We start from the raw sequence: 20,093 nt of genomic DNA on the forward strand, positions 1-20,093 counted from the left end.
CGCGCTTGGCGGCCGAACGCCCGACCAGATATACTTCGCACAGCCGCTTCTCGCAGCGGCATGATCAACCAGCGGCAATCCACTTATTCACGCCGCGAGCCTGTGCAGACAAACCGAGCCACCTCTAGCACATTGTCATTTAGCATGAGCAGTCCAGCTCGCTCAATGTCAGCCAATCTGGGCAAGAAGTCGCTCTGTTTGCGAGCAAGGCCTGCTATGATTGCAAGCGCCTACACTTAGCGTTGCTATCGTTGTGTGCTGCCGCGCACGATCAGTTCGACTGAGCAGTCGATCCGGGACGTCGCGGCGGGGGCCGCAAGCACTTCCACAGCGCGTTCGCCCATGACGGCGATCGGCTGACGGATCGTCGTCAGCGGCGGCCACGTGAACATTGCGGCGTCGCTATCATCGAACCCGGCCACGGCAAGATCGCCGGGCACGTCCAGCCCGAGCTCACGTGCGTAAGTCATCACCCCGACGGCAAGTTCGTCGTTGAACGTAAAGATGGCGGTCGGAGGACGCGGGCTGTCCAGTAATGTTGCGCCGGCGCTGCGCCCCGTTATCATCAGAGAGCCTTGCCATGGCTCGTTGACGACCTGGACATCCGCAGTCTGCCCGCCGAGCGAGATGACCGCAGCGATAAACGCGTCGCGGCGAAGGGGTGTGGATGCGTGGTCCATCGGACCTAGGACGATGCCGAAATGACGATGCCCCTGCGCCCATAAATGTGTGGCTAGTGCGGTAACACCCGCTGCATCATCCGCAAATATCGACGCTGCGCGCGCCACATCGGTTGCTGGCGCCAAGCGGACGTATCGCACGCCATCGCTGTCCAGCGCCTTCAGCAATGCAGCATCGTCCGACAGCGGTGGCGGGAGCACGATACCGTCGCATCTCATCGCACGCAGGCCCTGATCGTACCGATCGATTCCAGAGACGCCCTCCACATCGACCTCTTCGACCACAAGGTGATAGCCGAGGGCACGGCAGCCCCGCATGATGCCGCGAAACAATTCGGCATGGTAGAAGGATGAGGTGTTCGGCGAGAAGGTGCCAATCAGGTAAGATCGAGCCGCCGCCAATGAGCGCGCAGCGGTGTTCGGGCGGAAGCCGGTTTCAGCGATTGCTGCCTCGATACGACGACGGGTTTCCTGGCTGACGTTTGGGTCGCGATTGACGACGCGGGACACCGTTTTCCCCGAAACGCCGGCACGGGCGGCAACGTCCGCCAGCGTTACTGCGCGCATCGCCTGACTTCTCTCAATCCCTTCGCCATTTCGTCATTTAGCCACATTAGATCATCAGGTCCAATCAGACGGTATCTGGACTTGCGCCGGAAAAGTGGAGAGTTCCCTTGATGTGAAAGGCGAACTCGATGACGAAGCAGAGACGGTTCTGCCCATCGATTTTCTGGACGACGCCAGCATGCGCATCAGCCACGAGGTCATCTATCAGGCGCTGTTCGTGCAGGGCCGGGGAGCGTTGCGCCGCGATCTCACCGCTTGCCTACGCAGCGGCCGGGCTCTCCGCGTGCCCCGGGCGCGGGCCGGCCAGCGCGGAAAGGGCTTCGTGTCGCCCGACATCGTGATTAGCCAGCGTCCGGCAGAAGCTGAGGATCGCGCTGGGAGGGCAACCCCATCCTCAGGCTGGGCAGCTCGGCGATCGGCACGCTGGTCGACCCGACCAATCCACCGATACGACCGGAACGGCACACCTCCAACTCGATCGCCACGCTGCGTAAAACGCTTGCGGCTGCGCTGGCGCGTCAGCTCATGCGATGTCCCTGCTGCACTATGCCCAATCAGAATTTACGACGCAGTAAGAATAAGCAATGTCTCGCAGAATAGGCATGACTGCAGCCTAACTTGCGAATGTGCCGACTACTGCCTCTACGGGGGGATATGATCGGTTCGGCACAGTAATTGTTCGGCTTGGAGGCGATTTTTCGCCGGGATGACCTCATGGTGATGGGGGCAACGGAAAGGAGAAACGTCATGTCCGATCGGGTACGCGCTGCCGCCGCTGCGAGAAGCGGCAGGTCGAAGTGTATCTGGTCGGGGGTGCGGCCGCGAAGTACGGAGTGCAAATAGCCGCTCGATTGGGTCTTGAATTTGCGCTTCGGGGCTTCGTCGCCAGTGACCTCGGGCAGGCGGCTGATACCATGACGCTGTAGACAGCGATGCAACGAGGAGCGCGTGGGGTGCGGGATGTAGAACCTGTCCCATAGGGCTTCCCGCCTAGCTCGCGCAGATGATGCACCATCAAAACCCTGGATCAAACATTAGTCAGCGCTGACATATTCCTTATAGTCAGCGCTGACATTTACGGTCATTATGATGTCGACGCTGAATCGAATCGGCGCGGGGAGAGGATCATGAGGGGACGTTGGATGGCGCTTGTCGCCGTCTTGCCGCTGCATGCGGCATCGCTGATGGCGCAGAACAGGACGCCAACCGCCGATGATGCCGCAGCACGCGCGCGGGCCACCGAGACGCAGATGACCGATGCCGAACGTATCCGGCTGACCCATGGCATCATGGCGTTGCCGCTGGGCAAGGAGACGATCCCGTACGATGCGGTATTGGGCGCCGGCTATATTCAAGGTGTTGAGCGTCTGGGAGTCCCGGCGTTGCGTGAAACCGACGCCAGCCTGGGTGTCACTTGGGTCGGTGGAGCCCGCAAGGATGGAGCGACCGCGCTTCCCTCCGGTATGGCAATGGGGGCGACGTGGAGCCCCGAATTGATGCGCAGTGGCGGTGCCGCGATTGCGGGCGAGGCACACGCCAAGGGATTCAACGTTCTGCTCGCCGGCGGCATGAACTTGGTACGCGATCCTCGCGGCGGGCGCGTATTCGAATATCTGGGGGAGGATCCGCTGCACTCCGGGCTGCTGGCCGGGGCGGCAGTGGACGGAATCCAGTCACGCAACGTAATTTCGACGGTCAAGCATTTCGCCCTCAACTCCACGGAGACAGGGCGTCACTTCCACGATGCCGTAATTTCGGATCCGGCGCTCCGCATGAGCGATCTGCTCGCCTTCCAGATTGCGATTGAGAAGGGGCGGCCAGGATCGGTGATGTGCGCCTATAACAAGGTCAACGGTGCACAGGCGTGCGGTAGTGACTATTTGCTGAATCAGGTGCTCAAACGCGACTGGGGTTATCCCGGCTTCGTGATGTCCGACTGGGGCGCGGTGGGCGCCCTGGACTTCGCGCTGAAGGGGCTTGATCAGCAGTCGGGCGAACAACTCGATTCCGAAATCTTTCTCGGCGACAGGCTGCTCGCCGCAGCGAAGCACGACAAGCGCTATCGTGCGCGGCTTTCAGACATGAACCGCCGCATCCTGCATGCGGTTTACGCGGTTGGGCTGGACCGTAACCCTGCCAAGCCCGGCCCGACCAACCTGACTGCCGGGATCGCCGCAGCGCAGGAGATTGCTGAAAAGGGCATCGTCCTCCTGCGCAATCGCAACGGCGCACTGCCGCTTGCGGCGTCCGCGAGGCGGATCGCGGTGATCGGCGGCTATGCCGACTCCGGGGTTTTGTCCGGTGGCGGTTCGTCGCAGGCGCAAGGCGAGAACGGGCCAGCGGTGACCGTGCCTGCGACCGGCGAGGGGCCACTGGCGCCAATGCTGGCGCAGAATTATCACCGATCTTCGCCACTGAAGGCGATTCAGGCGCGCGTGCCCAAGGCCGACGTCCGCTATCGCGACGGTCGCTATGTTACCGACGCCGTAATCGCGGCAAAGCAGGCGGACGTGGCGATCATCTTCGCGACACAATGGATGACCGAAGGGCTCGACCAACCCGATTTGTCGCTGCCTGGAGGACAGGACGCATTAATTGCGGCGGTTGCTGCTGCAAACCCTAACACCATCGTTGTGCTCGAGACGGGGGGGCCAGTCGCGATGCCATGGCTTGATCGTACCGCCGCAGTAATCGAGGCATGGTATCCCGGTGCGCGCGGTGGAGAGGCGATCGCGGGGGTCCTGTTCGGCGACGTCAACCCTTCGGGACGCCTGCCGGTCACTTTCCCCGCGTCGGTCGATCAGCTGCCGCGGCCCGCGCTTCCCGGCGCGGAGACGATTGAACCCGACTTTGGTGGCCGCGGCAGACCCGGCGACACCTTGACGATCGACTATAACATCGAGGGCGCCGACGTGGGCTATCGCTGGTTCGCTCGGGAGAAGAAGGAACCGCTGTTCCCGTTTGGATACGGCCTCAGCTACACCAGCTTCGCCCGGTCCGGACTGACGGTCGAAGGTGGGATCGCACCGTCAGCCTCCTTCACCATCCGCAACATCGGCAAGCGCGCGGGCGCGGACGTCGGGCAGGTCTATATGGTCGCTACGCCGGCCGGGTCGACGCAGCGTCTCGTCGGCTTCGCGCGTGTCGAACTGAAGCCGGGGGAGCAACAAGCCGCGCGTGTGGCAATCGATCCACGGCTACTGGCGGAATGGACACCCGCCGGGTGGCGGATCGCGCCCGGCACCTACCGCTTCGCCTTGGGTGCGTCGGCAACCGACCTTGGACCGGAAGTAAGCGTCAGCTTCGCAGAGCGGCTTTGGAAATAAACATAACCAAGAAAAGACGATAAGAGAGGGGAACATCAATGACGATACAGGGGATCTCGCTGGCGGCGTTGGCTTTGGCGCTGGCGGCGCCCGCGGCTGCGCAACAGGCGACGTCGGGCTCGGCGCAGACGCCAGCGGATACGTCCGCCCTGCAGGGTGTGCCGGAGAACGCCAGCGAGGATGCGAGGCAAACACCGCCGTCCGCCACGAGCGAGGCAGCGGCACAGGGCGATATCGTCGTGACCGCTCAGCGCACCTCTAGCCTCGCATCGAAGACCCCGATCGCGCTGTCTGCCATTGATGGCGACGCGCTGCGCAATATCGGAGTGACCAACCCGACCCGACTGGAAGAACAAGTTCCCAACCTCTCGATCGTGCGCAACAACGGGTTGCAGATTACGATCCGTGGCGTGTCCTCTGCGGATAATACTGAAAAGGGTGACCCATCCGCCGCCTTCCTTCTGGATGGTATTTACCTCGCACGGCCGCAGGCACAGGAGGTCAGCTTCTACGACATTGCGCGGGTCGAGGTACTGCGCGGGCCGCAGGGAACGCTGTACGGGCGCAATACCACTGCGGGCGTCATCAACGTCATCACCAACCGACCGTCGGATCAGTTTGAGGCGGCGGCCAACGGAATCTATGGCAATTACGGCACGGTGCAGGGTGACGCGATGGTCAATCTGCCTGTCAGCGACATGCTGTCGCTGCGGTTCTCCGGCGCCTATGACAAGCGCGACAGCTATCTCAGCGTGAACACCGGCACGATCCGCGACCTGGGGCGATTCAAGGAAAACATTTCCGGTCGGGCACAGGCGATGTTCCGCTTCACGCCCGACCTTACGCTACTGATCCGTGGCGATTATTCCGCCATCAACGGCAGCTCGCCGGTGGCCGTGCTGGGCACGAACTTTTATGCGCCGCTTGCGTCGGGGCAGCCGGGTTACGCCGATCCGCAATATGTCGGATCACGATCCTCGTCGCGGCAGCTTCGTGAACTGAACTACGCACTGGTCAACGTCCCACGCGGACGGAGCAGCAGCAAGGGCGTGGATGGCGAACTGAACTGGGCGTTCGGCGGCATGGCCCTGACGTACCTCGGTTCCTATCGGGAGTTCGACCAGAACGTGAACTCTACCGCTTTCCAGGGCGTTTCCTATCGCTCGCTCGCGACCGGAAACTACAAACAGGTGTCGCAAGAATTGCGTCTCGCCACCGATGGCACGGGTCCGATCAAGGCGCAGGCGGGGGGGTATTACTTTAACGAGAAGTCGGACAACACGCTGCAGCTTTTCAACCTGCTACCCGCCTATCCCTATTATGCGTTTCTCCAAGGGCCGACCAAGTCGGAGACGATCGGGGCGTTCGGTCAAGTGACTTGGAAAGTCTTCGACACTGTTCGGCTCACCGGCGGGGTGCGCTATTCGCGTGATGAGAAGTCGCGTATCGGCGGCTCGGTGTTGCAGAAGGCCATCGGGCCCTTCAATCCGGCGACCGACATCGCCTCACCAAATCGAGCACGCGTCGTGTCCAACAAGGTGACATGGCGTGCTGGGGTCGATTTCGATGTGAACGCCAGGACACTGGTCTACGGATCGATTGCAACCGGCTACAAGGCTGGTGGCTTTAACGGCGGTTGTCTCGCCGGGGATCCGGGCTGCGTCAGCCCGCGCAGCGCAAGCTTCCTGTTTTATGATCCCGAAACGCTGACTGCTTACGAGCTGGGCATGAAGACGCGCACCGCCGACAACAAGTTGCGTCTCAATGCCAATCTATTCTACTATGACTACAAGAATCTCCAGGTTACCTCGTTCTACAATGACAATGGCGCACCGCGCCAGTTCACGGACAATGCTGCAAAAGCGAGCGTGAAAGGCGCAGAGGTAGAGGCGACACTGGCGCCGAGCACTCGCAATCGTATCGACTTGCAACTCAACTATCTCGATGCCGAATATGTCACTTATGAACCGCTCGGAACAGGAAACGCCCCTGATTTTGCTGGGCGTCCGCTCGATCGCGCGCCAAGGGTCGTCGTCGTGGCAGGCTATACCTACACATTACCGCTCTTTAACGGGGGCGGCCTATCGGCATCGGTTCGGACCCGGATGAGCGACAGTTACGTCATGACTGCCCAGGCGGCGGCACGGCAGTATGTACAGCCAAGCTTTACGCGCACTGACTTGTCACTGCGCTACGATGCGCCGGATGGAAAATATTATCTTCAAGGCTTCTGGCGCAACGTCGAAAACAAAGTGTTGGTGACCAGCATCTCGCTGTCCGGTGGCACACTGCTCGTCACGCCCAGTGACCCCACGACCTACGGTATCCAGGCGGGGTTGCGGTTCTAATGCGCGGGGTAGGGATCACAGCCGTCGTGCTGATCGGTGTGGCGGCCGTCGCTGTGGCACAGGTGCCTGACCGTCCGCTCTGGGTTCGCGATCTGCCACCGGGCTATCTTGCGCCGGGATCGGTCGATGCGTCGGCCATCGTGCTTCCAGCACCGGCGAAAGGCGACGACCGCTATGCGGCCGACCGACGCGTGTTTCGCGCAACGCGAAGGATGCGCGACGGGGAGCGCTGGAAATTGGCGACACAGGACGTGGAGATGGCGCCAAGTGCGCTAATGGCGAAGTTTTCCTGTGCTGCCGGGCGCCGCTTGTCGCCCGCGACCACACCCAAGCTCGATCGGCTAATGCGGCGGGTGTTGGTGGATTCGCAGACGATCAATGAAACCGCGAAGCGCCATTTCCGCCGCCTGCGCCCGTTCCAGATCGACAAGGGAGCTATCTGCCAGCCTGCGTCCCAGCTCACCTCCAGCTTCGACTATCCATCTGGCCATACGGTCTGGGGCTGGAGCTGGGCCTATATACTGGCCGAATCGCTGCCCGAGCGTGCCACGCCGATCCTTGCACGTGGCCGCGCTTACGGCGAGAGCCGGGTCGTCTGCGGCGCGCACAACCTGTCAGCGACGCAGGCGGGAGGGCAGGTGGCGGCGGCCGCGATCGCCGCACTGCATGGTTCTCCTGCCTTCCGCGCCGATATGGATGGTGTCCGGGAAGAGCTGGCGGCTGCACCGATGCTCGACGAGGGAGAGCGCCGCAGTTGTGACGTCGAGGAGCGCATCCTGAGGGTGGCATTGCCGCTACGCTGAACGGGACCGATCTCGCCAGTGGATTGATTCCAACGTTTGGTGCCCTCGCCTGACGGAGGCGCTGATCTCATTCGGATCGGCGCGCCGGACGAATGGCCTTGGCTCCTGGTTATGTTCCGTGATGAAGCGGTTGATGGCGGCCTGCACAGCGTCGTGGTGCTTTTGCGCTTGTAGTCGTGGGTCATGGTTGCGCCGTGGCCGCGCTTACGGGTCTGCCTCGCACGCTGCTGGGCAAACCCATCAATCGCACCGATACGATAAGCGCCACGGTGCACAGGCCGTTCATCGATCAGATCAAGCAACTCGGCATCGCCCCCGAAAAGATCACTTTGATCACTCTCAGTCACACGCATTTCGACCATAGCGGGCAGGCTGCCGATTTTCCCAATGCGACGCTGATCCCGGGCAGGCGTGATCTGGCTGGACTGACTGCAAACCCGACGCCCCCGAACGTCGCACCGGATATGCTGGCTCATTGGGTGAAAGAGGGCGGGAGGATCGATGTCGTCGACGGGAACCGGGACGTCGTCGGCGACGGCGGCGTGCGGATGGTCTTGACGCTTGGCCATACTGCCGGTCACCACTCCCTTCTGGTCACGCTGCGCGGGAACGGGCCAGCGCTGCTGACCGGCTATGTCTGGAACTTCAAGGAGCAGATGCCCATCCATGGGGACCGCCTTTGCCACCGATCGCGCCGGCGCAATCGCTTCGGAAGACAGGCTGGCCCAGCTTGCCCAGCATCGCTGCGCGTTGGTCGTGATCCGGCACGAACCCGAAGACGTGGCGAAACTGCCGCAATTCCCGGCCTCGGCCCGGTAGTTCCGGTCACATGGACCGGAAATGACGCACTGCACAGTGAAGGACAGGATAATGCCGAACGACGAACATCTGGTTTTTGATTGGGAGGCGGCGAAAACCCTTCCCCCGCAAATGCCGTATCTGAGCCTTTTCACCGATGATCAGGGTCGCAGCCGTCTGGGCATGTGTACCATGGACGGCTTCGTTCCGTCGGTCATTGGTGGAAAGACGGACGCCCTATGGCAACGAAGCCTGCCGACCGACGTCGTCGGCGTTAAATATCTGGTCATGCCGGTAGGCTGGCAAGGGGCGTGGCATGAGAGCCCGGCTCCACAATGGGTGATCCCGTTGTCGGGTCGCTGGTTTCTTGAGTCGGCCGCGGGCGAGCGGATCGAGATGGGGCCAGGTGATCTCCATTGGGGCCAAGATCTCAACACGACGGATGGACGCGGCCATCGTTCCGGGCAGATCGGTGAAGAGCCTTGCGTGCTATTGATGCTGCAATTCGCGTCGCCGCAGGGCAGTGGCGCCTGCCCGCTGTGATCTGCCGAGCCCAGCCAGCGGGCCGAACATGGGAAGCGTCCGTCGAAGACATTGCCTTAATGACGGGTTTTTCGCTCTGATTCATAAGGTTGAGGGCCGTTGTATCAGGCCCTCAACCTTTACGCAGTTTGGGCGCCTGTTCCGAGACCCATCTGAAAGGTCGGCAGTGTCCCGCAGGATAAGCATGACCGCAGCCCGACCTGCGAATGTGCCGACTACTGCCTCTACGGGAGGATATGATCGGTTCGGCACAGTAATTGTTCGGCTTGGAGGCGATTTTTCGCCGGTATGACCCCATGTTGATCGGGGCAACGGAAAGGAGAAACGTCATGTCCGTTCGGTTACGCGCTGCCGCCGCTGCTGCGGCGCTGCTCGCCGCTACGGCGGGACAGGCTTCGCCCGCCGCTTTCACGGTCGCAAGCCCGGATCTGGTCGAAGGCAAATGGCCCAACGCCAATCTTCTGGCGGCGTCCTACGGGTTCGGTTGCGCGGGTGGCAACCGCTCGCCACGCCTGGATTGGACGGGGGCGCCAGCAGGCACGAAGAGCTTCGTCGTGAACATCCATGATATCGACGCCAAGACCGGCGTCGGCTGGATGCACTGGGTGGTCATCAACATTCCCGCAGGGCAGACGTCACTGCCCGGGGGTATCGATGCCCAGGGTAAAAGCCTGCCCAAGGGCGCGTTGCAGACCCGCACGGACTTCGGCGTGCCCGGTTATGGCGGGCCCTGTCCGCCGAAGGCCGAAACCCATCGGTTTCAGGTCACCGTCACCGCGCTCGACATCGATCACCTGCCCGACGCGGTGACCCAGGACGCCACACCGGCGATGGTCGGCTTCTATGCCAACCAGCATGCGCTGGCCAAAACCATGCTCGAGGTGCGCCAGCCGGGCTGATCGGCGGCGGCCTTCATTACCCATCCCTTTGCTTTCCAGACCGGCAGCCCTTGGTTGCCGGTAACGCCGCTTTGCGCCTTCAAATAATGGAACTACAATGAAATTCGCGAACATCCTTGTGAATGATATTCCTGCCATCGCCGTCTCGGATGGCGAGCACCTGCGCGGTTTGACCCGCGACGATGCGGGCTTCCCCGGCACGCTTGAGTCGCTGTTGTTCGCGGAAGCGGACCTTTCCGATGTCGGCAGCACGCTGATGCAGGCACCGCAGATCGATGCGGCATCGGTTCGCTTTCTCCCGCTGGTGACCCGCCCGTCCAAGACACTGTGCGTGGGCTTGAACTATGCCGATCACACCGCAGAAGTCGGGCTGGAACAGCCTGCGGTGCCGGAGGTATTCCCCCGCTTCCCGTCGAGCCTGATCGGTCACGAGGACGAGATCGCGCGGCCGCCCGAATCCGACAAGCTGGATTTCGAGGCCGAGCTGGTCATCGTGATCGGCCGCCGTGGCCGCCGCATCAGCAAGGCCGCCGCGCTGGACCATGTCGCCGGTTATTCGATCTTCAACGACGCGACGCTGCGCGACTATCAGTTCCGCACCTCGCAATGGGGGATCGGCAAGAATTTCGATCGAACCGGCGCTTTCGGTCCCTGGCTGGTGACGCCCGACACGGTCCCGCCCGGTTGCAAGGGCCTGCGCATCCAGGGCCGGTTGAATGGCGAGGTCGTGCAGGACGCCAATACCGACCAGTTCATTTACGACATCCCGGCGCTGATCGAGCTGCTCAGCGAAACCATGACGCTCGAGCCCGGCGACGTGATCCTGACCGGTACGCCTGCCGGGGTCGGCTGGTCGCGGACGCCGCGCCTGATGATGAAGGCGGGCGACGTGTTCGAGGCCGAGGTCGAGGGCCTCGGCATCCTTCGTAACCGTGTCGTCGACGAACGCCCGTGACCGTGCGTCGGCCATCCACAGTGCTGGCCGCGAGCGTTGCGGCGGTCGTCGGCGCCGGGACGTGGGTCGCGCGCGATTATCGCGCGTGGCGCGCCCTCGGCCCAGGCGGCCTGCCGCATACGGCAAGAGGCTGGCTGAAGATGACGCACTGGCGGCTGATCGCGGGCGATCCGCTGTCGCTCAGCGCGATCGACCGCGAGGTGGGGCAGCGGGGGGATATCGACACGCTGGCCGACCTGCCCGAGCGCAATCGCCCTCGTCCGGCGATAGCGCCGCATCCGGTGCCGCACCGCCAGCTGGATCAACAAATCCCCGACCCGCTACGCGCCGAACATGAGGCGGTGTTCGACCGACAGGTCGCGGATCATGGGGAGGCGCTTCATTATGCGCAGAGCTATTTCGAGCGCCACAATCAGGCCGTCACCCTGCGCTGCCCGAGCGAGGGACACCCGATCGCCTGCACCACCTGTGGCGAGATCGCGCATATCCACCCGTCCGACGGGTCGATGCACATGATCCTGAGCCCCAGCGATGCGCGGCATGTCGTCGAACGCGGATGGGGCGAACGCCACGGACTGGCTGGCAAGGCGCTCGGGCTGCCTTCCACCTACCTGCTGATCTACGCGCCGCAGGAGGCGGGTGATCTGGCGATCCTCGACCGGATCCTGGGTGCCTCGATCCGATACATGTCCTGGTAGCGCTGCCGGGCTTCCCATCACGATAATCAAACCAACCACCTTCGAAACCACAAAAAAAACAACATCAGGAGAGGATATATAATGATCGAAAAGGTCATGCTGCGCTCGGCGGCATCGGCATCGGCATCGGCATTGGCAATGGCGTTCGCGTTTGGCGTGATGACGCCGGCCGAAGCGCAGGATCGCGAAGCGGGTGATGTGCAAGCGACCTCGAACGCGCAGGTTCCCGCCCGGCCTGCACCGCAGCCTGACGGCACGCCGGTGACTGCGCCGGACGGTGCGACGCCGCCGGCGCCGGCTGACGCCAGTGCCCAGGCCGCGAGCGAGGGCGATATCATCGTGACCGCCAACCGCACCTCGTCGCTGGCATCGCGTACGCCGATCGCGTTGACGGCCGTAACCGGTGAGGGCCTGCGCGATGCGGGCATCACCAATCCGACTCAGCTCGCCGACCAGGTGCCCAGCCTGTCGATCGATCGCGGCAATGGCCTTCAGATCACCATTCGCGGCGTGACAAGCGCCGATGGCTCGGAAAAGGGCGATCCTTCAGCTGCCTTCCTCGTCGACGGCATCTATATCGCCCGACCACAGGCGCAGGAGGTGTCCTTCTACGACATCGACCGGGTCGAGGTGCTGCGCGGGCCGCAGGGCACCCTCTATGGCCGCAACACCACCGCCGGCGTCGTCAACATCATCACCGCCCGGCCGCGCCATGAATTCTCGGCTTCGGTCGATGGAACCTATGCCAGCTACAACAACATCCAGGGTACGGCCGTCCTCAACGTGCCGGTATCCGACGCGATCGCCGTGCGCGGCGCCATCAACCTCGACCGCCGCGACAGCTATATAGAGCAGGGCAACTCGCGGTTCAGCCTCAACCCGTTCAAGGACAATCTGTCGGGTCGCCTGACTGCGCTGTTCGACTTGGGCGGCCGGAGCAGCCTGATCGTGCGTGGCGATTACAGCCGGCAGAAGGGCGGCATCACCAATCTCGTGCCCTTGTCCAACTTCTTCGTCTCGCCACAGGGTGCCCCCGCGGCCGGGCAGGCGCTCCCCGATCCAGTCTATCGCGGCAGCCTTTCGTCCGAGGCGCGGCGCGCACTCGGCTATGACGCCATCGTCGGCGACAGCCGCAACAATCACAGCTGGGGCGTCATGGCCGAACTGAACGTGGCGCTGAGCGACGCCCTGACCCTGACCTATCTGGGTGGTTACAACGCGCTCAAGCGTGACGAAAGCAATCCTTACATCGGCGGTTTCTCAGCGGTCGGGAATGTCGCGACGCAGGCGCTGAACACCTTCCGGGGCGATTACTGGCAGAATTCGCAGGAGCTGCGCCTCAGCTACGACCAGGGGCCACTCAAGGTCCAGGTCGGTGGCTATTACTTCAAGGAACACTCGGACATCGAAAGCCTATTCATCGGGCTGCTGGCACCGAACCCCGGGACGGCCGGCTATGTCTTCGGCTATCCGCAGAAAACCAACTCGTCCTCGCTCGCAGGATTCGGCCAAGCGACGTTCAGCCTCACCGACAGGCTGCGCGTGACCGGCGGCATCCGTTATACCCATGACGACAAGTCGCGGGTCGGCGCGACGATCCGCCACGCCAATCTGAACGCCCCGCTGGTCTTCCCGCCGGATCTGCTCAACGACGCCGCGCGCACCTTCAGCAAGGTGACGTGGAAGGCCGGGGTCGACTGGGACGTGGCGCAACGCACGTTGCTCTACGGCAGCGTTTCGACTGGGTACAAGGCGGGTGGTTTCAACAATGGCTGTTCCGCCGGAACGCCCAATTGCCTGTCGCCGGTGCCCGATACGGCGCTCTATTATCGGCCGGAAACGCTGACCGCCTATGAGATGGGCGTGAAGACGCGACTGCTGAACAACAGCGTGCGTCTCAACGGCAATTACTTCCATTATGATTATAACGACCTTCAGCTGACGCAGCTGGCGAACCTGTGCAACGGCCCGTGCCAGGTGACGACCAACGCCGCGCGGGCGACGATCGATGGTGTCGAGCTGGAAAGCACGCTGCAGATCAGCCCGCGCAACCGGGTCGACCTGTCGGCCGCATGGCTTAAGGCGCGCTATGCCAGCTATGAGATCGCACCGGGCGTCAACCTGGCCGGGCGGCAACTCGACCGTTCACCCGAATGGACGGCATCGGCCGGATATACCTACACCTATCCGCTGGCCAATGGCGGCAGCATCGGTGCAGGCGTGCGGAGCCGACTCAGCGACAGCTACATGATCCTGTCTCCCGTCCTGCGCGCCCAGTTCCGGCAACCGTCCTTCACCAAGACCGATTTGACGATCACCTATACGGCCCCGGAAAACCGCTGGTACCTCCAAGGCTTCGTCAAGAACATCGAGAATGAGGTTACGCTGTCGAGCGCGACGATCGCGCTGTTCTACCCGCGCCTGATTGGGGGATCGGCGAGCTTCGCCGATCCTCGCCTTATCGGCGTGCGTGGCGGTATGAGCTTCTGATGAGGGCGCCTTCCCATCGAACCGTTGCAGGGTGGGCGATGACGTTCATCCTGCTGCCCGCAACGCCCGGCGTCGCGCAGCGAGGCGAGGACCCGGATCGACGCGCCGCGCAGACCGAGCGGGCAATGCGGCCGGAGGAACGAGCCGTCCTGACCCATGGCATCATGGCGGTCCCGATCGGCGGGGTCGTCGTGCCTGCCGAAGCGGTTCCGGGCGCGGGCTATATCGCGGGCGTACCACGGCTCGGCGTGCCTGCGTTGAAGGAAACGGATGCGAGCCTCGGCGTCGCGCATGCGGGTGGCATCCGCAAGGAAGGGGCGACGGCGCTGCCGTCCGCCCTGGCCATGGGCGCCACATGGAATCCCGGGCTCGTGCGACAGGGCGGCGCAATGATCGCGCGGGAAGCGCGGGCCAGCGGCTTCAACGTGCTGCTTGCGGGCGGCATCAACCTGATCCGCGACCCGCGGGGCGGGCGGAGCTTCGAATATTTCGGTGAGGATCCGTTGCATACCGCGATGCTGGGTGGTGCCGCCGTCGCCGGGATCCAGTCCGAGCGTGTCATCTCCACCGTCAAGCATTTCGCGCTCAATGCGCAGGAAACCGGACGGCGCTACATCGACTCCCGTATCAGCGAGGCGGCAGCACGCGAAAGCGACCTTCTGGCCTTTCAGATGGCGATCGAGATCGGGCGGCCGGGGGCGGTGATGTGCGGCTATAACCAGGTCAATGGCCGCCACGCCTGCGACAACCCCCACCTCCTGAACGACATCCTGAAGCGGGATTGGCGCTATCCGGGCTATGTCATGTCCGACTGGGGTACGGTGCGGGGGATCGAGCAGGCACTGGCCGGCCTCGATCAGCAATCGGGCGACCAGTTGGACAGTGAGATGTTCTTTGCAGCACCGCTGGCCAAGGCGGCGGCCACCGATCCGCGATACGCGACACGGCTGGCCGATATGAACCGGCGGATCCTCCGGTCGATCTATGCCGTCGGTCTGGATCGCCCTGGTCCGGCCAGCGCGCCGATCGACCGCGCCGGCCATGCTGCGGTCGCCAAGGCCGTGGCGAACGAGGCGATCGTCCTGTTGCGCAATCGCGGCGACATCCTTCCGCTGGCCAGGACCGCACGGCGGATCGCCGTCATCGGCGGCCAGGCCGATCGCGGCGTCCTGTCGGGCGGCGGATCGTCGCAGGTCGAGGGCGAAGGTGGCGCCGCCCTCCATATCCCGATGGGCAGCGGCGATGATCCCTTCTCGAACCATCTGATCCAGACCTATCACCGCTCGGTGCCGCTGGCCGCGTTGCGTAGGCGTGCGCCGGACACGCGCTTCGTGTTCCGGGATGGTCATCATCTGACTGACGCCGTAGCGGCCGCCAAGGGCGCCGATGTCGCAATCGTCTTTGCCACACAATGGATGGGTGAAGGCCTGGACGTGCCTGACCTGTCGCTTCCCGATGGACAGGATGGCCTGATCGCGGCGGTCGCCGCGGCCAACCCCAACACGATCGTCGTGCTGGAAACCGGATCGGCGGTGAAGATGCCATGGGCGGACGATGTCGCCGGGGTGATCGCCGCTTGGTATCCGGGTGCCCAGGGGGCGGAGGCGATCGCGTCTGTGCTCTACGGCGACGTCAATCCTTCCGGCCGCCTGCCGATCACCTTCCCCCGCGACGCCGACCAGCTTCCCCATCCCGAACTGGCGGGAAGCGCGACCGTGGACCCGACCTTTCTCGGTCAACCCGTGGCCAACGAAACGCTCAGTGTCGATTACGATGTGGAAGGGGCCGATATCGGCTATCGCTGGTTCGCCAGAACGGGAAAGGCACCGCTTTTCCCGTTCGGCTACGGCTTGAGCTATACGCGCTTCCGTTACGGTCCGCTTACGATCGGGCGCGGCGGCAACGGCGATCTGACCGCACGCTTCACCATCACCAATGTCGGGTCGCGTCCCGGCGCGGACGTGGGACAAGTTTATCTCAATGCCGGTGCCGGCCGATCGACACGCCGATTGGTGGGTTTCGAAAAGGTGATGCTTGCTCCCGGCGAAACCCGCACAGTGTCGGTCCAGATCGACCCCAGGTTGCTGGCACGCTGGCAAGACGGGGGCTGGTCGATCGACAAGGGGCGTTACGACTTCTTCGTCGGCCGCTCGGCCGAGGACCGCGATACGGTCGCCAGCGTCACGTTGGCGGGGCGGCACTGGCATGACTGACCAGGCGTCGGGCCGCCTGGCGGAACTGCGTTCGGGCTGGCGTGTCCTGCTGGGAGCAACCCTGGGGGCCGGATTAGGGGTGTCTTCCATCCCCTTCTATACGGCGGGCGTCTTCGTCCCCGAGCTGGAACGGGCATTCGGCTGGTCCCGGGCGCAGCTCTCGGTCGGATCGCTGGTCGCCATGGCGACTTTGGCGGCGGCCTCGCCGGTTGCGGGGCGCCTGATCGACCGTCGCGGCGTGCTGGGCCCGACCATGCTTTCGATGACCGCACTGATCGCAGGATTCGTCCTGCTCGCGGTCCAGCCGGGCTCCTTCGCTCTCTATCTCATGATCCTGGCCGCCCAATCCGCTTTGGCGAGCAGCGCATCGCCGATCGCCTATACCCGCGCGGTCAATGCACGCTTCGACAGCGCCCGTGGTCTGGCACTCGGGATCACGCTGGCGGGGGTCGGGCTAGCGGCGGCCGGAGCGCCGTCGCTCGTCACATGGGGGATCGAGCGCTTCGGCTGGCGCGCAGCCTATGCCGCTATCGCCCTGCTTCTCACGGTGGCCTCGCCCGTCATCATCCTGCTGCTACGAACCGACCCTGTCGCGATCGCGCCACGACTGAGCGAATCGGCAATCACGGCGCGGTTGCGCGATGGGCCGTTCGCCCATCTGCTTGCGACCTTCATCATCCTCGCGGTCGGCCTGTCCGGTCTGGTCCTTCACCTGGCACCGATGCTGCGCGATCTGGGGATGACCCCGCTGGAGGCGGCCGGCGTTCAGGGCGTTATGGGCGCGTTCATCCTGATCGGGCGGCTCGTGATTGGATGGGCGCTGGACCGTTTCTTTGCGCCCTATGTCGCGGCCATCGTGATGGTCGCCACGGCCGGCGGGCTGGTCATCCTCGGCTGGGGCGGCACGGCCTACGCGATCCCTGCCGCCGCTATGCTCGGCTTCTCGATGGGGGCCGAGGTCGATCTCATCGGCTATCTGGTGGCGCGTTACTGGCCGTTGGGAGGCTATGGCCGAGTTTACGGATTGCTCTTTGCTGGATTTCTGTTCGGTACAGGGCTGAGCCCGGTGTTCATCACCCAGCTTGTCGCCAGCGGGGGCGGCTACAGACTGGCGCTTTACGGATGCGCGGCGTGCGTCCTGATCTCGGCCCTGGCCTTTGCAAGGCTGCCGCAATTTGCCAAGCCTGCGACAGCGTAAGCTTTAACAACGGGACGGAACGATCATGCCGGGTATACCGGTCAACGACTGCTACTCCCGCCTCGTTCATCCACGTCCCTTGCCGATGGGGCGGATTGCGGTCGAAGTTCCGACCTTCGTTGTCGTCCGGCAAGGATCGCTGCGGCTGCGCTGGGCAGCGCACGAATGTCATCGCGAGGTGGGTCAGGCCGTAGCGATCGCGGGAAACCAGACCTTCGACATGATCGCCCGCCCTGGACCGAATGATGCGCCGTTCGAGTCCGACTGGATCCGCTGCGACCCCGACCTGATCGACGGGCAGTCGCGGGTGGAGGAAACGGGCATCCGCATCAGCGACGCTTTTGCCATCGACAAGCATGCCACGGAATTTCTGACCGCCTTCGATCGTGCCTGTGAGGTTCTGTCCCGCCCGCACGATCATCCTGCCTCTTTGCCTCGCCTGCGCGTGCTGGAACTGATGAGCTGGCTGGAATTCGCCGGCGCCCATTTCAACGATGCGCGCACGACACCGCTGACACGGCAAATTCGCATGATGATTGCGGCAGATCCCAGCGTCGTATGGACGACCACCGCCATGGCGGCCGTTCACGGTATGAGCGAGGCGACGCTGCGCCGCCACCTTCAGGAAGAGGGAACCTCATTCCAGGACATTCTGATCAACGTGCGGATGTCACGCGCACTGACGCTTCTGCAATTCACCGACCAGCCCATCGCGCAGATCGGCTTCTCGGTCGGCTATGACAGCCCCTCACGATTCACGGCCCGGTTCAGCCAGCGTTTCGGGTTCACCCCGTCCGCGATCCGACGAAAGGCCGATGGGGCTGTATTCAAGGATGATGCCCCAGAGTAATTTCCGCCAGGATGGTCGATCAGCGAAAGCCCTGTACGTCTCGCCACCTGCGCACGCCATCGTGCTGTCGGTGGATGAGAAGAGCCAGATCCAGGCGCTCGACCGCACCCAGCCGGGGCTGCCGCTCAAGCACGGCCGGGGTGCGACCATGACCCACGACTACAAGCGCAACGGCACCGCGACGCTGTTCGCCGCCCTGAACGTCCTCGATGGCTCGGTGATCGGGCGGAACTGCCGCCCGACAAGGCAGTCAAGGTCATCCTGGATAATTATGCGACCCACAAACGGCCCAGAGGCCGCGCGTGGCTCGATCGCCACCCGCGCTGGACCTGCCCACCTCCTGTTCGTGGCTGAACGCGGTCGAGGGCTTTTTCGCCAAGCTCACCCGCCGTCGCCTGAAAAACGGCGTCTTTCACTCCGTCCTCGACCTGCAGGCCGCCATCAACCGCTTCATCACGGAGCATAACCAGCAGCCAAGGCCATTTGTCTGGCGTGCCGATCCGAATGAGATCATCGCGGCTGTTAGAGCGGACTGAATCGATAGGGATTCACAAGGGCGCGGTTTTCTGATTCACGATCGCCTGCTGGCGAAGGAGGCCGGCAGGAATGGGTCGAGCCTTATCGCGTGATCTACGGGACCGTGTTGTTGGTGCAGTTGAAGGCGGACTTTCGTGCCGACAGGCGGCCGAACGGTTCGGGGTCAGCGCAGCGAGCGCGATCCGGTGGCGACAGTTGGCGCTCCGACACGGCACGCCGGCGGCCAAGCTGCAGGGCGGCGACCGTCGCACAGCGAGGATCGAGGCGCATGCGTCCTTCATCCTGAAGGCGATCGAGCAGCAACCTGATCCGACGCTGGCGGAGTTGCGCGAAATGTTGGCCGGCCGTGGCGTAAGCGTCAGCATCGCGACGCTGTGGCGTTTCTTCGCCCGGCACGGGATCACGCGCAAAAAAAGACCGGCCACGCGACCGAGCAGGATCGTCCCGATGTCCTGAAGCAACGCGAAGCGTGGTTCGATGGTCAGCTCGACCTCGACCCTGCGCGCCTCGTCTTCATCGACGAAACCTGGGCCAGCACCAATATGGCGCGGCGGCATGGCCGCTGCCGGCGGGGCGAGCGCTTGCGCGCCGGCGTTCCCTTCGGTCACTGGAAGACGACCACCTTCACAGCCGGGCTACGCCGCACCGGCATGGTCGCACCATGGGTGCTCGACGGGCCGATGAATGCCAACGCGTTCCTTACCTACGTCACCCGCGTCCTCGTGACCGAACTGGACCGCGGCGATGTCGTCATCATGGATAACCTGTCCAGCCACAAGGCACCCGCGGTGCGCGCCGCCATCGAGAGCGTCGGCGCTACGCTCCTGTTCCTCCCGCCCTATAGCCCCGACTTCAACCCGATCGAGCAGGCATTCTCCAAGCTCAAGGCGCATCTGCGCAAAGCCGCCGAGTGAAGCGCCCCGGGTTTCGCGGAGGCTCCAACTTGTGAGTAGGAGCAACCGGAATGAGCAAGACGACGAACAAGTTTTCCCCCGAGGTCCGCGAGCGTGCGGTTCGGATGGTTGGCGAGCACCGGGCGGACCATGCTTCGGAGTGGGAAGCGATTACCTCGATCGCGGGGAAGATCGGCTGCACGGCGGAGACGCTGCGGCGCTGGTGCCGGGATGATGCGTCGCGGCGTGCTGGGCCGGCCGCGCAGGCGGCCGATGACCGTGAACGGCTGCGGTT

The 20,093-nt window shown here is 63.6% G+C and carries 13 protein-coding genes and 6 pseudogenes; 16 read left to right on the top strand and 3 right to left on the bottom strand.

Annotated elements, in window-relative coordinates; all coding sequences use genetic code 11:
• Positions 1 to 245: 245 nt before the first annotated feature.
• Positions 246 to 1,247 (bottom strand): LacI family DNA-binding transcriptional regulator, encoded by a 1,002-nt coding sequence (locus ABDV78_RS18360; protein WP_343528929.1) that lies wholly within the window; start codon positions 1,245 to 1,247, stop codon positions 246 to 248.
• 148 nt (positions 1,248 to 1,395) lie between these two features.
• On the opposite strand from ABDV78_RS18360, the pseudogene ABDV78_RS18365 reads away from it, so the two are divergent.
• Positions 1,396 to 1,679: pseudogene (locus ABDV78_RS18365) on the top strand (IS30 family transposase); the annotation flags it as partial.
• 425 nt (positions 1,680 to 2,104) lie between these two features.
• Here the strand turns inward: ABDV78_RS18365 and ABDV78_RS18370 are convergent.
• Positions 2,105 to 2,209, bottom strand: a pseudogene (locus ABDV78_RS18370) (IS481 family transposase); the annotation flags it as partial.
• Positions 2,210 to 2,374: 165 nt separating this feature from the next.
• On the opposite strand from ABDV78_RS18370, the gene ABDV78_RS18375 reads away from it, so the two are divergent.
• The 3 genes from ABDV78_RS18375 to ABDV78_RS18385 are packed head-to-tail and all read left to right on the top strand — an operon-like array spanning position 2,375 to position 7,724.
• The gene (locus tag ABDV78_RS18375) at positions 2,375 to 4,573 is read left to right on the top strand and encodes a glycoside hydrolase family 3 C-terminal domain-containing protein (protein WP_343528930.1); all 2,199 of its coding nucleotides are present in this window, start codon (positions 2,375 to 2,377) and stop codon (positions 4,571 to 4,573) included.
• 38 nt (positions 4,574 to 4,611) lie between these two features.
• Positions 4,612 to 6,921 carry a TonB-dependent receptor gene (locus ABDV78_RS18380; protein ID WP_343528931.1) on the top strand — a complete coding sequence of 770 codons (2,310 nt, stop codon included), beginning with the start codon at positions 4,612 to 4,614 and terminating at the stop codon, positions 6,919 to 6,921.
• A 26-nt stretch (positions 6,922 to 6,947) separates the two neighbouring features.
• Positions 6,948 to 7,724 carry a phosphatase PAP2 family protein gene (locus ABDV78_RS18385; protein WP_343528932.1) on the top strand — a complete coding sequence of 259 codons (777 nt, stop codon included), beginning with the start codon at positions 6,948 to 6,950 and terminating at the stop codon, positions 7,722 to 7,724.
• Here the strand turns inward: ABDV78_RS18385 and ABDV78_RS18390 are convergent.
• Positions 7,716 to 7,978, bottom strand: a pseudogene (locus tag ABDV78_RS18390) (hypothetical protein); the annotation flags it as partial. The gene ABDV78_RS18385 and the pseudogene ABDV78_RS18390 sit on opposite strands and share 9 nt — an antisense overlap.
• 15 nt (positions 7,979 to 7,993) lie before the next feature.
• Here ABDV78_RS18390 and ABDV78_RS18395 point away from each other — a divergent pair.
• The 12 genes and pseudogenes from ABDV78_RS18395 to ABDV78_RS18450 all read left to right on the top strand — a co-directional run.
• Complete coding sequence (locus ABDV78_RS18395) at positions 7,994 to 8,623, top strand: MBL fold metallo-hydrolase (protein WP_343528933.1); 630 nt, start codon at positions 7,994 to 7,996, stop codon at positions 8,621 to 8,623.
• A complete protein-coding gene (locus ABDV78_RS18400) occupies positions 8,595 to 9,065 on the top strand; it encodes a hypothetical protein (protein ID WP_343528934.1) in 471 nt (156 codons plus the stop codon). Before ABDV78_RS18395 ends, ABDV78_RS18400 begins: the two co-directional genes overlap by 29 nt.
• Positions 9,066 to 9,394: 329 nt before the next feature.
• Positions 9,395 to 9,964, top strand: coding sequence for a YbhB/YbcL family Raf kinase inhibitor-like protein (locus ABDV78_RS18405; protein ID WP_343528935.1), 570 nt, complete (start codon positions 9,395 to 9,397; stop codon positions 9,962 to 9,964).
• A gap of 118 nt (positions 9,965 to 10,082) precedes the next feature.
• A complete protein-coding gene (locus ABDV78_RS18410) occupies positions 10,083 to 10,919 on the top strand; it encodes a fumarylacetoacetate hydrolase family protein (RefSeq protein WP_343528936.1) in 837 nt (278 codons plus the stop codon).
• Positions 10,920 to 10,921: 2 nt separating this feature from the next.
• Positions 10,922 to 11,617 carry a hypothetical protein gene (locus tag ABDV78_RS18415; RefSeq protein ID WP_343528937.1) on the top strand — a complete coding sequence of 232 codons (696 nt, stop codon included), beginning with the start codon at positions 10,922 to 10,924 and terminating at the stop codon, positions 11,615 to 11,617.
• Between the two features lie 81 nt (positions 11,618 to 11,698).
• Complete coding sequence (locus ABDV78_RS18420; RefSeq protein ID WP_343528938.1) at positions 11,699 to 14,107, top strand: TonB-dependent receptor; 2,409 nt, start codon at positions 11,699 to 11,701, stop codon at positions 14,105 to 14,107.
• Positions 14,108 to 14,145: 38 nt separating this feature from the next.
• Positions 14,146 to 16,320, top strand: coding sequence for a glycoside hydrolase family 3 C-terminal domain-containing protein (locus tag ABDV78_RS18425; protein WP_343528939.1), 2,175 nt, complete (start codon positions 14,146 to 14,148; stop codon positions 16,318 to 16,320).
• Positions 16,313 to 17,518, top strand: coding sequence for an MFS transporter (locus ABDV78_RS18430; RefSeq protein WP_343528940.1), 1,206 nt, complete (start codon positions 16,313 to 16,315; stop codon positions 17,516 to 17,518). Before ABDV78_RS18425 ends, ABDV78_RS18430 begins: the two co-directional genes overlap by 8 nt.
• A 25-nt stretch (positions 17,519 to 17,543) precedes the next feature.
• Positions 17,544 to 18,368, top strand: coding sequence for a helix-turn-helix transcriptional regulator (locus ABDV78_RS18435; RefSeq protein ID WP_343528941.1), 825 nt, complete (start codon positions 17,544 to 17,546; stop codon positions 18,366 to 18,368).
• Positions 18,369 to 18,399: 31 nt separating this feature from the next.
• A pseudogene (locus ABDV78_RS18440) lies at positions 18,400 to 18,904 on the top strand (IS630 family transposase); the annotation flags it as partial.
• 70 nt (positions 18,905 to 18,974) lie between these two features.
• Positions 18,975 to 19,816, top strand: a pseudogene (locus ABDV78_RS18445) (IS630 family transposase); the annotation flags it as partial.
• 53 nt (positions 19,817 to 19,869) lie between these two features.
• Positions 19,870 to 20,093: pseudogene (locus tag ABDV78_RS18450) on the top strand (IS3 family transposase); the annotation flags it as partial.

It is taken from the genome of Sphingomonas sp. (genome assembly GCF_039594485.1).
GTDB lineage: Bacteria > Pseudomonadota > Alphaproteobacteria > Sphingomonadales > Sphingomonadaceae > Sphingomonas.